This window comes from Geomonas paludis, from assembly GCF_014193585.1.
Classification (GTDB): Bacteria; Desulfobacterota; Desulfuromonadia; order Geobacterales; family Geobacteraceae; genus Geomonas; species Geomonas paludis.
The window spans coordinates 23,360-38,698 of the sequence record NZ_BLXY01000002.1 but is presented as its reverse complement, the minus strand read 5'-3'; the positions used below and the strand labels follow the sequence as shown (position 1 = coordinate 38,698).

The 15,339-nt window shown below is 62.0% G+C and carries 10 protein-coding genes; 6 read left to right on the top strand and 4 right to left on the bottom strand.

Annotated features, from left to right (window positions below; translation table 11 throughout):
• The first annotated feature begins 27 nt into the window (after window positions 1-27).
• The 3 genes from H7687_RS05805 to H7687_RS05795 are packed head-to-tail and all read left to right on the top strand — an operon-like array spanning window position 28 to window position 3,624.
• A complete protein-coding gene (locus tag H7687_RS05805) occupies window positions 28-2,052 on the top strand; it encodes an ATP-binding protein (RefSeq protein WP_183346121.1) in 2,025 nt (674 codons plus the stop codon).
• A 10-nt stretch (window positions 2,053-2,062) separates the two neighbouring features.
• Window positions 2,063-3,271 carry a hypothetical protein gene (locus tag H7687_RS05800; RefSeq protein ID WP_183346120.1) on the top strand — a complete coding sequence of 403 codons (1,209 nt, stop codon included), beginning with the start codon at window positions 2,063-2,065 and terminating at the stop codon, window positions 3,269-3,271.
• Window positions 3,247-3,624 carry a hypothetical protein gene (locus H7687_RS05795; RefSeq protein WP_183346119.1) on the top strand — a complete coding sequence of 126 codons (378 nt, stop codon included), beginning with the start codon at window positions 3,247-3,249 and terminating at the stop codon, window positions 3,622-3,624. The genes H7687_RS05800 and H7687_RS05795 overlap by 25 nt, the downstream gene beginning before the upstream one ends.
• 46 nt (window positions 3,625-3,670) lie before the next feature.
• Here H7687_RS05795 and H7687_RS05790 read toward each other — a convergent pair whose 3' ends face one another.
• Window positions 3,671-5,755 (bottom strand): hypothetical protein, encoded by a 2,085-nt coding sequence (locus tag H7687_RS05790; RefSeq protein WP_183346118.1) that lies wholly within the window; start codon window positions 5,753-5,755, stop codon window positions 3,671-3,673.
• A gap of 665 nt (window positions 5,756-6,420) precedes the next feature.
• Here H7687_RS05790 and H7687_RS05785 point away from each other — a divergent pair.
• Together H7687_RS05785 and H7687_RS05780 are read left to right on the top strand one after the other, a co-directional pair.
• Window positions 6,421-6,699, top strand: a complete 279-nt coding sequence (locus tag H7687_RS05785) for a hypothetical protein (RefSeq protein WP_183346117.1) — start codon at window positions 6,421-6,423, stop codon at window positions 6,697-6,699.
• A 1,255-nt stretch (window positions 6,700-7,954) separates the two neighbouring features.
• Window positions 7,955-8,101 (top strand): hypothetical protein, encoded by a 147-nt coding sequence (locus H7687_RS05780; RefSeq protein WP_183346116.1) that lies wholly within the window; start codon window positions 7,955-7,957, stop codon window positions 8,099-8,101.
• Window positions 8,102-8,879: 778 nt separating this feature from the next.
• Here the strand turns inward: H7687_RS05780 and H7687_RS05775 are convergent.
• On the bottom strand, window positions 8,880-9,599 hold the full coding sequence (locus H7687_RS05775; protein WP_183346115.1) for a creatininase family protein: 720 nt from the start codon (window positions 9,597-9,599) through the stop codon (window positions 8,880-8,882).
• Between the two features lie 92 nt (window positions 9,600-9,691).
• Window positions 9,692-13,480, bottom strand: coding sequence for a PAS domain S-box protein (locus H7687_RS05770; protein WP_183346114.1), 3,789 nt, complete (start codon window positions 13,478-13,480; stop codon window positions 9,692-9,694).
• A 265-nt stretch (window positions 13,481-13,745) separates the two neighbouring features.
• Here H7687_RS05770 and H7687_RS05765 point away from each other — a divergent pair, with 265 nt between their 5' ends.
• On the top strand, window positions 13,746-14,570 hold the full coding sequence (locus H7687_RS05765; RefSeq protein ID WP_183346113.1) for a CvfB family protein: 825 nt from the start codon (window positions 13,746-13,748) through the stop codon (window positions 14,568-14,570).
• An 85-nt stretch (window positions 14,571-14,655) separates the two neighbouring features.
• Here H7687_RS05765 and H7687_RS05760 read toward each other — a convergent pair whose 3' ends face one another.
• Window positions 14,656-15,330, bottom strand: a complete 675-nt coding sequence (locus H7687_RS05760; RefSeq protein WP_183346112.1) for a Bax inhibitor-1/YccA family protein — start codon at window positions 15,328-15,330, stop codon at window positions 14,656-14,658.
• Window positions 15,331-15,339: the final 9 nt, after the last annotated feature.

Here is a 15,339-nt window from a genome sequence, read left to right as displayed (position 1 = left end):
GGTAACGACACTTGACGGAGGTGGGCCATGCCCCGAAACATAGTAACGAACACTCCCCTTTCCCCCTCTCTTGCCGACGGGCCGGAGCTCTTCCAGATGGAAACCGACCTGGATGGAATCCTCATCCTCCTCGGTGAAAGCCTCTACTCCTCCCCCGACGTCTTCATCCGCGAACTGCTGCAAAACTGCCATGACGCGCTCGTGCTGAGGCGCAGGAGCGAGCCCAACCTGGCAGGGCACATCTGCATCACCACTTCCACTGCAGAAAAGAGCATCACCTTCCGGGAAAACGGCATCGGCATGGACTACGGGGATATCCGCCACGTCTTCTCGGTGATCGGTTCCTCGGGCAAGCGGGGAGGCAAGGGGCTCGCCGACCTGCGCACCATGGCGGAAACCGAGCTGATCGGCCAGTTCGGCATCGGCTTTCTCTCCGCCTTCACCGTCGCCGCGCGGGTCGAGGTCTTCACCAGGAAGGCGGGGGACGACTGCGGCTGGCACTGGACCAACTGCGGCTCGCTGCAGTGCGCCTTGGAACCCTCAGCCCGGCCGGAGACAGGGACCGAAGTCACCCTCTTTCTGCGCGACGAGTACGACTTCCTGCTCGACGAGGAGTACCTGAGCAGCGCGGTGGTACGCTACGGCAACTTCCTTCCCTTCCCCATTTCGCTCAACGGCATGGGACCGGTCAACGCGGTCAACGCCCCCTGGCACCGGACCAAGGGCGAGCCCTCCCTGGAGCAGTGCCGCGCCTTCATCGAATCCGCCTACCACGATTTTCCCATCGAGGTGATCCCCGTGCTCCCGGAGGGGGGGACGCGGGCCCGGGGGGTCCTCTACATCACCGGCGAGCGGGTCCCCGACTACGGTGCCAAGGGGACGGTCGACCTGTACGTGCGCCGCATGTTCGTCACCAGCGGTTCACGCCACATCCTTCCTCCCTGGGCCAAATTCGTGAAGGGGGTCATCGACTGCCCCGACCTCAAACCGACCGCCAGTAGGGACGGGATCAAGGATGATGACCCCGCCACCGTCGAGTTGAGCCGGCACCTGGGCGATCTGATCGTCAGGCACCTGCGCACCCTGGCGGAGGCGAACCCGGAGCGCTTCGCCCGCCTGGTCGACTGGCACCACTACCACCTCAAGGGGATGGCCTGTCTTTACCCCGAGTTTTTCAGGGAGATCGCGCCGTATCTCCCGCTTCCCACCAGCCGGGGCACCATGACGCTTCGTCACTGCCTGGCTGCGGCGCGGGAAGACGCGGCCGGGAAAGCCGTCCCGGTGCTGTACTACCAGAAAGGGGAGGGGGCATTCAGCCAGTTCCGCCGCATGGCCCAGTCGCGAGGCTGGCTCGTGGTCGACGCCTCTCTCCCGCTGGACGCTTCCTTGTTGAAAAGTTACGCGGGGGAGCACCGGGGGCAAGTGACCCTGGTCCGGGTGGACGCGGGCGATCCGCCGGGGCTCTTCGCCGCGCTTGAACCGGTGCAGGAGGAGCGCTTCCGGCTCCTGGAGGGGGAGATCGCTGGGCGCTTGCGCCGCATGGGGGTGGAACGGCTGGTGGTGCGGACCCGCAGCTTCGAGCCGGCGGATATCCCCGCCCTGGTGATGCACCACCGGGACGACGAGGACCTTGACGACTTGCGCCACTCCCTGGGCAACCCCGGCATCTCCGAGGCGGCCCGCATGATTGCCGGCGACCTCCTCTCCAAGCGCAAGATCGCGCCCGTCACCCTCACCCTGAATGCCCGCAACCCCGCGGTCGCGCGCCTGGTCGACCTGGCCCGCTGGCAGCGGCTGGAGGACGCAGCGCTGGGGTGGGATGCGGGGCTGCTCGACGCGCTGCTGGGGAGCCTCTTTACCACGGCATTGATGGCTTCCGGCGGCTCTGGCAAGGAGGAGGGGGATTTGCTCCGGCAACAGTTGGGCGGGCTCTTCCGCTGCGTCCTGCGCCTGTTGGAGAAGCATGACGAGCAACAAGACCTGATCACCCGCCTGGAACAGCAGGGGGGAACGACCGGCCTGCGCCATGGGCTGGGCGACTACAACTGCTAAGGAGCACGAGATGCCGACTGAGTTTACCGCGCAAGCTGACGACCGCAGGTCGCAGCTCCAGGAACTGCATAGCCAGGGATGCGACTTGAGCGGTCGCGAGGATTACGAGGCGGCGGAGGATGCCTTCAGGAAGTGCCTTGCACTGGCGGGGGATTGCGAGAACCCGTTGACACTGGATCACCTGCGCTGGCACCTGGGCACGACCCTCCTGAGCCAGGGAAAACACAGGCAGTGCCTGGTCGCGCTGCTGCCGATGATCCATGACCACGCACCCTATGCCGACGAGGCGGATTGTATCTGCGAGGGAATCCGCGGCGGCATCCTGCGCGCCATCGCCCTGTTCCATTTTTCCCTCGCGTCCATGGCCCTTCCTGCCGGGTGGCAGGGCATTGAGGGCTGCCTGACCCAACTGGGTGCACTCCTGGAGACGCTGGACCCGGCGGATGAGGCGACGTCCCAACTGAGGACCATGCGCTGGCTGGCGCGCCTTACCTACCTGGAGCGGTCCGGCCGCTACCGTGAGGGGCTTCAGGAAGCAAAGTTGGCGCTGCCCCAGGTGCCCGGGGAATACCGGAAGTTCGTGCTGAGTTGCGCGGCACTACTGGCCGCCCATGCCGGGGAAGTGCGCCAGGCCAAAGGTTTCCTGACCCGGCTCCGGCGCCAGGGCGAAGAGGGGCTCTTCGCGGCGCAATTGGCCGAGGTCATCCTGGCACGGCGGTGCGGCGACCGGCCCAGGGCGGTTTCCCTCTCCCAGTGGCTGGAGTCTGCCAGGTGGGTGAACCTGGAGTTTCCCCAGGAAGTCTGGTCCGTGGTGTGGGAAGTGGAATGTCTGCTGGCCGCCGGGGAGTTGGAGCGGGCGCGGCTGCGCCTGAATACCCTCTATCATCGCTCCAGCCGCCACAACCTGTGGCAGCGTTACGAACTTTTCAGGCTTACCGCGGAGTACCGCCTGGCCCTGGCACGCCGGAGCGCCTCTCTGCCGGACCGGGATTGCCGCTACCCCGGGGTACGGGACGATGTGCGGGAGATGACCGCAGAACCTGCGGCGCTGCGCCAGGCGGTACGGGCGACGCTGGGGTTTGCCCGCGCGGACCTGCTTGCGGAGAAAATGGTGCGGGAATGCGGGGTGCCCCGGACCGGGGAAGTGGCCGGCCGCCAGGCAGAGGCGGATGAACTGAAGCAGGCGCTGTCATCATGCCGGTCATCCGTGGCAGCATGAACGCGACGGTCCGGATCGTCCTTTACCTGCTGCTGGTCTCCCTGTTGTGGGCGACCCCTGTTCTCTTATTGGCGGAGCATGTTCGGCTCATCATCGTGGCCAATTCGTGCATCTTTACCTTGGCTTGCCGCCTTTTGAATATCAGGTCGAAAGCTGCCGTCGTGGTGCCTGTAGCTTTCTTGTCGGTGATATTCCCGCTGATAATTCTGGCTGTTACTGAATCGCTCTTTGCTGATATCGGCGTCGTGCCGTGTGGAAACATGTTCAGTAGCATTTCCACGAGCGACTTGGTTTACATGACCACTCCGGTCGCATTGTCGTTGGCCATACACTTGCCGTTACGCCCGGGGTGAAGAGGAGGTTCGCCCCTGCCGCGTCCCCACCGGCAGGGGCGAACCATCAATCCGGTTGCAGGGCCGGCTGTCTTTGCTGCCCCTGTTTGTGCCGGAAGGCGCTGTGCCTCGGCATCCTGGCCTTCTGGGTGAGATGGCGCTTGGGGGGCTTGAGTTTCATGGCGGGGTTGATATCCCAGCCGGAAGCCTCCAGCACCGGGGCGAGGCTCTGACTGTTCACTTTGAGCCAGGCCATGAGAAACGAGGTAAGGGAAATGAGAATAAACGGTGCTACAGCCAGAAGGGCCAGTTGCCATGGGGAGAGGCGGTCCCAGAACTTGACCTCGCCAAAGACCCCGGTGCTGATGGCCCCCAGCGAAAGCCCCACGGCAGCCACTCGTCCTCCCAGCCTGGACGCGACCATCTTCAGGCCGGTTGCCGCGGCGAAGATGGTCGCGCCGCCAGGTTCCCTGATCCCGCTTTTCCCTTCCCTGGCCTGGCCATTCCCTTCGGCGCGTTCTTTCTGCTTCCCGGGGCGGCCACCCGCTGGCTGCTGCAGGTAACCGTAAAACAGGCGTGCCGACCTGAGGTACGGCGCGAAAAAGGCATCGCGCAGCCGGACCGGGGTGCCAACCGTCTGCGTCACCGTCGCCTGCCATTCCTCCCCGTCGGCCGCCACGAAAACCCCATTCAGGCCAACATGCAGGTTGCCGCAGACGCCGTCGGTCACCACCGCCACGACGGCCCGGTTCTCCTTGACCCCCGGCTTGCTGCAGGCGCAGTACAGCAGGAAAAGATTACCTTCCTGCGACCTCTCGGCATGGGCCTTGACATGGCTTACGGGAAGGCAGAGGTCGAACCTGCGGCCGTCCACAAAGAGCGTACCGGCGCAGAAGGTCGGCTCCTTTCGGGCACCGTAGAGCGCCCCGAAAGATACGAAGTTCCTCGCCACGTGGTACAGATCCCTGCTGTAGCGGAGCAGGGCAGTCATCATCTGCAGGGCGTCGGCCTCGGGTTTGCGCGCCAGGTCGCGGTCGATGAGCCCGGCCAGGGCGGCTTCCACGCCGCCGTTCTCCCATTCCGCCAGCAGCACAGGATCCATCCCGTCGGCGCTCTCGGGCCGGTCCCGCCACCAGTTTTCCCAGAAGAACATGCGCTCCTTCAATTCCTCCCACTGCGCGAGGGTCAGTTCCTGGCGCTCCCCCAAGAGCGGGACGACGATGTGCTCCCGAAATTGGCGTATCCGGCTCTTCCAGGCCGGGTTCAGACCGCTTTCCAGCGACAGGATGGCAGCGGCATCGACCCGGGATAGCGGCAGATGCGCCAACTGCTCCGCCGCTTCGCTCAGGCTGCCCGAGCCTAGCTGCACCAGGTCGTGCTCGGGGCTGTTCATCAGCGCGGCGCCCCTGTCGTCGTACTGCGCCACCTGGCAGCGCAGGAAGAAATCCTCCAGCTTCTCTCTCACGTTGTGCCACAGCAGCAGCACCATTTCCTTGTCCCGGGGGAGGCAGTGCAGAAAGTCGCAGCCGTCCTGCCATTCGTGCCATGCCCTTACCGTGGCGGCATGGGACCGGACCTGGTCCAGGGAGATCCCGGGCAAGCCGCTGCTGTCTTGGGTCGCACCGTACTGGGTGATGAGGAAGGAGATCCACCGCTGCAGGTCGGGGTCATCTGTTGAAGATTCCGTGATGATGCCGTCCCCGTTGCAGGGCTCCTGGTGGAAAGAGGCGGTGAGATCATCGAGTTCTGCCACGCTCAGGGCGTCGGTCCTCTCCTTTCCCAGCAGTTTCAGGATGCGGGCCGCACTCTCAAGGTGTTTCTCCCCCAGTTCGGTCTCCGGATTGAGATCGGCCAGGGTCAGCGATCCCGGGTTATCCTTCAACAGTTCCGGCCTTGCGACCGCTTCTTTGACATGATGCAGCACTTCCACGACATCGGTCGCGTTGATGAAGCCGTCGCCGTCGGCATCCAGCAGGTTCAGCGTCGTGCGGTCGACGTGCGGTACGTCGACCGGACAGGCCCAGGTGACCCACCGGCTGATCTCGAGCCCGGCGAGGGCGACCAGGTCTTCTCCAGACCGGATCTCCGCCTGAAGGTCCCCTCCCGTGGCAATAAAACCGATGTCATGACGCCTGTGCTTTCTGGTGGCCATCTTTCTACTCCTGCCCCGATACGATTGCTACGATTAGGTCTTCGAGTACAGTCAATGGAGACCTTGAGGAATGTTTGAGACAATCTAATTTATATGTAAATGCCTTTCAAGCGAATTCTCCTGCAATCAACTTTCGCCGTTGGCAAGGTTCTCGTCTGCTGCATCAGCACATAAAAGAGTAGGGGGACAGCATAAGCATGCATATGTTCGAAACAATGTTGCTCCGGATCCTGCGTGAAAACCTGATTGACAAAAATGATGTGCTCCTGTAAGCGTCTGACAGTCGTGCCTCTCCTAATGTTGCGTCCACTTCCTGGCGGGTCAACACGAGCATCTCGGCCAACTGTACGCCAAATACTTTTCCCGATCGCGCAGGCAAACCGGGAGTTCGAGTTCGTGCCCGGCGCGGGGGGCGCGGTGACTTTCTGATGCTGCCGTCTGTCGAAGTCGGTATGGGCCGTCTCTTTCGCCTTTGCCCGGGGGAAACTCCGGCGCTGTCCGTCTCGTGTAGTGTGAGCCCGGGCTGAGATGGTCCGGGCACGATCCCGATGCGGTGGCCCGCGCGGGGTGCTTCCCGCGGCAGCGTGCCCGCGAAATTCGTTCGAAAGGAGCTTGACGTGATTATTTTCTGGACTGGCTTGGGGATTCTGACTCCGATACTGGCAATGGTGGCAGCGCTTGTCGTCAACCTGGCCGTTGATGGCATGATGGGAGAGCACTACTACACGGGGCATGTCTGGCCCAAGGTCGTGGCAGTTGCACTGTCGGCCGCCATCGTGTGGTTCGTCGGCAGGCGACTGAACGCCGGTCCCGGGCGGGCTCTTGTCGACAAGGAAACCGGCGAGGAAGTGCTGCTGAAGAAAACGCACACCTTCTTCTTCATCAAGATGGAGTACTGGGCTTTCGCCATCGTCGTGCTCGGCGTGTTCATCGCCGCCAGGTAAGGGGGGGCTCCCTCCAGCAATCCCCGCCCGTGACGGGAGACGAAGGACTCGCTTCGCTCCCCATGGCAGCGGCTCCTGTTTCCCATGGATTCCCTGAAGAACGTCAGGGAGGGACGGTTCAATGGCTTTCAAAACCCCATGTCTGGCAAGGTTTCTGGGACCTATCCTGTTTTGCCTCCTGCTTTCCACCACCACCTTGGCCGCTGGACCTGCACCGGCCGATCCCTTTTCCGCGCCTCCCTTCGATGGTGCGGGGGGGCACACCCCCTTTGGCGCCGCCGGACCTGCACGTCTGGCCTCCGCAAGCCTGGCCTTCGATCCCTGTGATGATCTTTTCAAGGCGGCGTGCCTGCAAAGTGACGGTTCCCTCAAAGAAAGGGCCGTCAAGGACGGCGGGAAGCTACTTCAAGGGCGGTTTCAGTGTCAACGACAGTCATCCCGATGTGCATTTGCGCGTCAACGGCATCATGGGAGCCAACGGCGACATCCGGGAAGCTCTGGGCTGTGGGAGTGTCAAAGGGAGTTTCGTCGAGTGCACCCTGGAGGGGCGAAAGTGGTGAAAGAGTAGGGCGCGGGTGATGCTGTATAGAGGACGAACAGCGGCGTAACCATCCCACAGGGGTTCTCGACCAGTCGGTTAGACTGGCCCTGAGGAGCCGACCAGGATTCCGAACTGCCGGCGTTGCCCGTGGCCCGTGGCCCGTGGCAACGTCGTTTTCCACGTGGGCAGGTTCGACGGGCGAATGATTATTCGCTCCAACAGGGCGTTCGGGCCAAACAGCAGCAAGCAGCGCAACAGCGGAGGGGATGAGGTGGGATAGAGGCTCTTGTCCCATAAGATATACTTTGTCTTGTCATATCAGGTACTTGCCGCGCATAGCGCTCCCTTTCCCGCAGCTGTCCGCAAACTTTGTCGGGCATCTTGCGGCTTTTGTCCGACCGCTGTCAAGCTGATCCAGACTCAGACCCGTTTCGGCTTCCGAAATCGTCCTGCTTTTCTCAGTACCCCCGCAACGACCTCGTATGTTGCCCATGGGTGTTTTCTGGCCTTGAGAGCGAAATTCGTCCGCTTCGTGGCCTCTTTTGGGTCGCATCCCTGGCGTATGAAGCCGTCGAATGCCGTACAGACCTCGACCATGAACTCTGCCTGCAGCTGTTCGGCCCGAGACTTCAGGTGTTGCGGAGTTTCACTGCGCCACGGGGCAGGGGCAGTCTTTTCAGTGACTTCCGAGCCGTCCAGGAGGCGCACGACGAGGTGACGAAGGAGACACGACACTGGAACGCGCTCACGATCGGCGCGGAGCTGGAGTCGGTCGGCAAGATCCGCATCAAGGCGGAGGCTGATTTTCCGGTGCATGTTCATCATGGGGCGGCCCTTCAAAGTTCAATGATTCCAGTATGATCAGCATTTCCAATATGTCTCAAGGCTGCTGTCAGCCAGTGGCTGGACTAAAGCCTGTTATTCCGATAGGTTACGCTACGCATTAGAGACGTCTGAACGGGAATCACCCCCATGTTATACGATGGGGGCTCCTGCTGGCTGACGCGCTTCGCTTGTCTCGTGGCCACAGCCGCCCGGCAGAGCCGGGCCTCCGAGTCCACGGCCTCCAAACCCGTTTTTGTCCCATAAGATATATTATGTCAAGTTGAAGGTCTCTATTTGTGGCGTTCACCCCGGCTGGACTCCCCCGACCCCCGGGGGCTATCGCGGAAGGCAGTGACATCGGCTGCAAAAGCGAACGGCGCAAGTGGAACGCTCCGCTTATGTGGTGGTTCCCGCACGCTCTATCCTGTCTCGGCCGACTGCACCACGTGGTCTGGTTCGACGGGCGAATGATTATTCGCCCCTACAGACGTTCGGGCACCGCGCTTGACGGATGCCCTGTGACGGACGCCCTGTGCTGTCAAGCCATTCCCCGGGCCAGGTTCCGCTGGTCACGTTTTCGCCCTCACATTCACTTACCAGTCGCCCCCGCCCGTCCACTCCATTCGTTCGGCACCCTTCGTTCGCTCGGCTACTGCCGGCCGGCAAAAATCGAGGTTGAGCCGCCGGTGGACTCCATTGAGCGCCGTAAAAGCGCTTCTGGCGCGTGACGGTAAAAATCCGGCCCAGGGCTACCCCTGCACCGGATCGAAAAGTCCCTTTAAACGGCAAATTTGGAAGCCGCTTTTTTGGGCAATTACCAGCGGCGGCTCTCCAGCGCCTTGACCAGCTCGACAACCTTGTCTGCCACCAGTGATTCCAGAACTTTGCCTTTTTCAGCACTGGCTTTGCCCGGGTCACCCCAGACTCCGCCGGGCCAGAAGCTGCGCTTGTCACGCACCAGGATCCCGATAGGGAAATTCGGGTACTCGGCGGGAGCCAGCCCTTTGACCAGGTGCGGATGCGAGTGCATGATGCGCGAGGTCTCGATCTCTCCGGCATGAGCGTCGCCGCGCGTCTCGATGAGATGGGCTCCGCTTTCCTTGGCCAGTTCGTACTCGGTGACCACGGCCATATTTATTTGCGGCAGTTCCTGGATCAGTTCCTCGCCGGCGTCCTGGAGCGCCATGCGGTGCGATCCGCCGGCGTGCCCGGTAAGGACCACGAAGTTGACCAGTCCCTGGGCGTGCAGCGAGCGCACGATGTCTTTCAGTAACGCCTTGAGCGTGGCCGTGCTGATGGATACGGTGCCGGGATGGCGCGACGTCGAGCGGCAACAGCCATAATGTATCGGCGGCGCCACGAACAGCGGAATCCGTTCGGCGGCACGCTTTCCCACCTCGTAAGCTTCGATGGTGTCCGTGGACAGCGGCAGATGGCTGCCGTGCTCCTCCACGGAGCCAAACGGAATGTAAACGGTTTTGCAGACCTCCAGCCCCTGGGCGAACTCCTCCATGGTGATGTTCTCAATCAGCATAACAATGCCCTCTTAAGTTATTGAAATTAAATACTTTTTGATGGCGGCGTTCCCCTCCCCTGTTGCTGCCGGCCGGGGAGGGGGCACAGCTGTCAGGAATCGAGCATCTCACGGACCTTCTTGGCCAGTTCGATAGGCCGGGCCGGCTTCTTGATGATGTCGACCCCCTCCTCCATGAAGATCCCCTTGTCCTGTATCACGTCGGCGGTGTAGCCGCTCAGGAAGAGCACTTTCAACTTCGGTGAGTGCCGGCGCAACTCCTCGCAGAGTTGCTTCCCGTTCATCTTGGGCATGATCACGTCAAGCAGCGCCAGGCTGATCTCCTGACCTCTTGACGGGAACAGTTCCAGCGCCTCGTCGCCGCTGTTCGCCAGTATCACCTGGTATCCATATCTCTTCAGGACCGACTCGACCAATCGTCCGACGGCGGCGTCGTCCTCCACGACCAGGATGCTCTCGCTCCCCCCTTCGGGGATGAAGGTCGCCGGTTTCTCGCCCGACTGCACCTTTTCCGTGATCAGCGGCAGATAGATGCTGAAGGTGGTGCCGAAGCCGACCTGGCTGAAGACGGTGATGTAGCCGCCGTGCTGCTTGATGATGCCGTACACGATCGACATGCCGAGCCCGGTGCCGCGCCCGGGGAGCTTGGTGGTGAAGAAGGGTTCGAAGATCTTCTGCTGCGTTTCGGCATCCATACCGGTCCCCGTATCGCCGACGGTGATGAGGGCGTAGCGCCCGGGCATGCCGTACCCGTACTGGCGGTGGAACTCTTTGTCCAGGGTGGTCACCTCGGTCCTGATGGTGAGCTCGCCTCCGCTGGGCATGGCATCCCTGGCGTTGGTGGCGAGGTTCATCAGCACCTGCTCCAACTGGCCGCTGTCGGCCATTACCAGCAGCTTCTCGTCACTGAACGCGGTCTTCAGTGTCACGTCTTCGCCGATGATGCGCACCAGGAACTTGGCGTGCCTGCGGGTGAGTTCGTTCAGTTCCACCTGCTGCATCACCATCACCTGCTTGCGGCTGAAGGCCAACAGGCTCTTGGTGAGGTGGGTGGCCCGGTCCGCTGCGTCGAGGATCTGCTCCATGTGCTCCAGCATCGGGTCGTCTTTGGGCAGGGAGTGCTGCAACAGTTGTCCGAACCCGAGGATGACGGTGAGTATGTTGTTGAAATCGTGGGCAACCCCGCCGGCGAGCTGGCCGATGGCCTCCATTTTCTGGGCCTGCCTCAGTTGCTCCTCGAGTTTCTTGCGCTCGTTGATGCTCTCCATGAAGGCCATGAAGTGGCTGATCACGCCGGAGCTGTTGAGGATCGGGGAGATGGTGGAGTGCTGCCAGAAGGTGGAGCCGTTCTTGTGCCGGTTGTACAACTCGCCGGTCCAGACGCGACCCGCGGTGATGGTGTCCCACATCCCCTGATACAGTTCGGGCGAGGTCTTGCCGCTCTTCAGGATGCTAGGGTTTTTTCCGATGACTTCTTCCGAGCTGTAGCCGGTAATCTCGGTAAAGCGCGGATTGACGAACTCTATGTCGCCTCTGATGTCCGTGATCATGATGGCCACCGGGCTCTGCATCACGGCCTGGGACAGCTTCAGCAACTGTTCGTCGGCCTGCCTCCGCTCGGTGACGTCCTTGTAGATGACCACGGCGCCGACCAGTTCTCCCCCTTCCCGCAGGGGTCTGCAGTTGTACTCGGCGTAGAAGCTGCTGCCGTCCTTGCGCCAGAACAGCTCGTCGCTTCCCTGGTATGGGCGTCCCTCGTAGCAGGCGGCCGACATGGGGCACTCCTGCTCCGGGAACGGGGACCCGTCTTCACGGGTGTGGTGCATCAGGGAATGCTGATGCTGCCCGAGCAGTTCTTCCTGGGTCCATCCCACCATGTGCGCCGCCGCCGGGTTGACGAAGGTGATGCGTCCCTGCATGTCGACGCCGTTGATCCCCTCTCCCGCGGCATCGAGGATGAGCTGCATCTGGCGCCGCGTCTGTTCGTGTGCGACCTCGGCCTGCTTGCGCTCGGTGATGTCCTCCAGGTTCTGGATGGCGCCGACCACCCTCCCCTGCCGGTCGCGGATCTGCGCGGCGTTGATGGTGACGTAATGGCCCTTGCCGTCAGGGTCCTGGTACCACCCTTCGGCCTGCAGCCCCCCCTCGATCAGGGGCGACCTGCGGCAGTCGCTGTAAAACCTGACCCCCTCGTCGAAGTTCTCGTCCAGTACCAGGTCGGCGAGCACCGGCCTGTCGATGCCGTAAAAGACCTTGCCGGCATGGGCGGAACCGAGGACGTCGGCGGCCTTGATCCCGGTGAGGTTCTCCAGGGCATGGTTCCACATGATGACGCGGTGCTGGCAGTCCAGCACGAAGGTGGGCTGGGTCATGTTCAGGACCAGGCTCTCGGCGAATTCCTTCTGCGACTGCAGGGCGGCCTCGGCCTGCTTGCGTTCGGTGATGTCGAGCATGACCCCGAGGATCCCGCCGCAGCTGCCGCTCGTGGTCGTGAAACTGGTCTTGAAGAAGATGACGTCCCGCTCGGCCTGGTCGGCATGCATGGTTTTGCTTTCGTAGACCTGCACCCCGGCGCCGGCGATGATTTCCTGGTCGGAGCGGTGGTGCACTTCGGCCAGTGCCGCGGGGGTCAGGTCGAAGACGGTCCTGCCGATGACGCGGTCCCTGGTGAAGCCGGTGAAGTTGGAAAAGGCCTGGTTGCACCCCAGGTATCGGCCGTCGGCCCCCTTGTAGAAGACGGGAATGGGGGTGACCTCGATCAGCTTCTGGCTAAACTCCAGTTGCCGCTTCAACTCGTATTTCTGCTGCTGCAACTCCTGCAGCAACTGGTTGAAGGCATCCCCCAACACGCCGATCTCGTCGCCCGTCGCGATGCTGAGCGGGGCGACGTCACCGTCCTTGTTCTGGGCCAGTACCCTGATCTGCTCGGTGAAGGTGGTAAGCGGTGCGGTCAGGAACTTCATGCACAGTGAGACCACCAGCATGGAGATGAGAAACACCACAAACAGCGCGATCAGAATGTAGCTGCGGGCGCGGTAGATCGGCGCATAGGCCTCCTGCTGCGGGAAGTTGCTGGCGAGGATCCAGTTGGTGGTTTTGAGCCGTTTGAAGGAACTGATGACCGCCAGCCCCCGGGAGTTGACGGTCTCGCCGGTCCCCTCGTACCCCGCGATGGCCTCGTCGTAGAGGCGGTTCTTGCCGACCGGGACGTCCTGCTTGAAGACCCGGCGGCTGTCGGGGTGGGCGATCATCACCCGGTCCGTGTTGTACAGGTAGAGATACCCCTTGTCTCCGAGGGTGATCCTGCCTACCCGGGTCACGAAATTGTCCTTGGTGAGGTCGATGCTCCCTGCCAGCACGCCAGCCACTTCTCCCCTGTCGTCCAGTATCGGCGCGGTGAGCATGATGATGGGGTGCCGGTGCGTCTGGGACGAGAGGAAGGGGGCGGAAATCTGGGGTTGCCGGGTGGCGAGGGTCTTTTTCAGGTAATCGCGAAACAGGAAGTTCTTGCCGATGATGCCGCTGTCGAGCGGATTGCCGGAGATGAGCGCTCCCTGGGCCGAAAAGAGAAACAGGCCGTTGTCGAACATGGACAGGTTGCCCGGGCGCTGGTCGAAGAAGCTCTGCAGGGTGCGCGGGTCCTGGAGCGTGGCGGTCTTGAGGGTGTGGGCGGTGGCTGCCAGTTCCGTCTGCGACAGGCGGAGCTTGTCGTCGATCTGGTCGGCAAGGGCGGTGACCATGTCGAACTGCTGCGTGAAAAGCAGTCCCTTGATCTGGTCGGTGACGTACAGGTGGGTGGTGAGCGCAAGAATTGACAGCAACCCCGCAATCAACAGGGATATGGTTACCGTCATCTTGGTTTTCAGGCTAAAGGTGCGCAATCAGCCTCCGTTAACAGGGGCGCCGAGGTGGCGTTGTCGGAACTAGTTACCATAGTATGAAAATGTCGGGGCTGTCCAGTGTAAAAAGATTATGAGTGGCTGCCGCAAATCGCTGTTTAATAATGATTTTTTCTGCGGCGGCCGGGCGGCGCACGATGGAGCTCACCCAGATGCTGAAAAGATTGATAGGTTCCCGCAGGGATTTGATATAGTATTTCGGTTTGCGGCGGCAAAACATTAGAGCCGCACGGAGGAGTAAAGACAGATGTTGGAGATCGGCAAGTACAACCGTCTGGAAGTGAAGAAGCTGAGCGCCATAGGCGCCTACCTCGCGTCGGAACTGGGGGACATCCTGTTGCCCACCAAGTACGTTCCGGAGGGATTGCACCACGGCGAGCACCTGAAGGTGTTCGTCTACCTCGACTCCGAGGACCGGCTCATCGCCACCACCCTGGAGCCCAAGGCGCAGGTGGGAGACTTCGCGCTCATGGAGGTGAAGGACGTAAGCCCGGTGGGCGCATTCCTGGAGTGGGGTCTGGAAAAGGACCTCCTGGTGCCGTTCAGCGAGCAGCCGCGTCCCATGCACAAGGGGGAACGTCACCTGGTCCGGGTGTACCTGGACCGCTCCGAGCGCATCGCGGCTTCGGCCAAGATAGGGAAGTTCCTGGAAAAATCCGGTGCCGGCCTCAAGGAGGGGCAGGAAGTCACCCTTACCTTCTACGAGTTCGGCAACTTGGGCGCCAAGGTGATCATCGACGGCCGCTATGACGGGCTGCTGTTCAAAAACGAGCTCTTCGGCAGATACCGTACCGGCGACAGCGTGCAGGGGTACGTGAAGAAGATCAGGGACGACGGCAAGATCGACGTGACCCTCAGAAAGGGTGGCCGGCAGGACATGAGCGGCGGGCGCGAGACCCTGTTGCGGGTGCTGGGCGAGCGGGGCGGCTTTCTCCCCGTGGGCGACAAATCGCCGCCGGAACTGATCGCGGAGATGTTCCGGATGAGCAAGAAGAACTTCAAGGCCGTGATCGGCAACCTGTACCGGGAAGGGGTAATCGAGATTACCAGGGAAGGGATCCGGCTGCGCTAGGCTCCCCCTCCCCTGTCGAATAAAAAGCCCCCGGCGTGATGGTGCGCCGGGGGCTTTTTTTGCCTTTTGGTGCCTATTTGTCTTTCTACCTGCGGTCGCCCAGGAAGCGGAGCAGCAGCAGGAACATGTTGATGAAGTCGAGGTACAGGGTGAGCGCCCCGAGTATGGCTCCCTTGCCGCCGGTGTTGCCCATCTGCTTGATCCTCTGCGTGTCGTAGGCGGTAAGGCCGGTGAAGACGATGATGCCGCACAGGCTCAACACCCAGTTGAGCATCGAGCTGTGCAGGAAGATGTTCACCAGGGAGGCGATCACCACCCCTACCAGCCCCATGAACAGGAAGCTCCCCCACGAGGAGAGGTCGCTCCTGGTCAGGTAGCCGTAGAGACTCATGGCGCCGAACATCCCGGCGCTGACCAGGAAGGTCGAGGCGATGGAGGAGTGGGTATAGGCGACGAAGATGGTGGACATGGTCAGGCCGTTCAGCGCCGCGTAGAGCAGGAAGAGCATGCTGGCCGTGGCGGCGCTGATCCTGTTGATGGCGCCGCTTATGGCCACTACCAGCCCCAGTTCGCCGAACAGGAGCGCGTAGAAGAGGATGCGGTTGCCCAGGATCGCCTGCAAAAGGGCCGGCGAGGAGGCGGTTATTACGGAGACGAGTGCGGTAAGGAGCAGGCCGCCGCTCATCCAGCCGTACACTCCTCTCATTACGCCGCTGTTGACCACCGCTATGGTGCGGTACTGAGTCTGATATCTTTCCATTAATTGCTC

Excerpts from the sequence above, each read along its gene's own strand:
- H7687_RS05805 (WP_183346121.1), top strand. The coding sequence starts at position 28 with ATGCCCCGAAACATAGTAACGAACACTCCCCTTTCCCCCTCTCTTGCC.
- H7687_RS05800 (WP_183346120.1), top strand. The coding sequence starts at position 2,063 with ATGCCGACTGAGTTTACCGCGCAAGCTGACGACCGCAGGTCGCAGCTC.
- H7687_RS05795 (WP_183346119.1), top strand. The coding sequence starts at position 3,247 with ATGCCGGTCATCCGTGGCAGCATGAACGCGACGGTCCGGATCGTCCTT.
- H7687_RS05790 (WP_183346118.1), bottom strand. The coding sequence starts at position 5,755 with ATGGCCACCAGAAAGCACAGGCGTCATGACATCGGTTTTATTGCCACG.
- H7687_RS05785 (WP_183346117.1), top strand. The coding sequence starts at position 6,421 with ATGGTGGCAGCGCTTGTCGTCAACCTGGCCGTTGATGGCATGATGGGA.
- H7687_RS05775 (WP_183346115.1), bottom strand. The coding sequence starts at position 9,599 with ATGCTGATTGAGAACATCACCATGGAGGAGTTCGCCCAGGGGCTGGAG.
- H7687_RS05765 (WP_183346113.1), top strand. The coding sequence starts at position 13,746 with ATGTTGGAGATCGGCAAGTACAACCGTCTGGAAGTGAAGAAGCTGAGC.
- H7687_RS05760 (WP_183346112.1), bottom strand. The coding sequence starts at position 15,330 with ATGGAAAGATATCAGACTCAGTACCGCACCATAGCGGTGGTCAACAGC.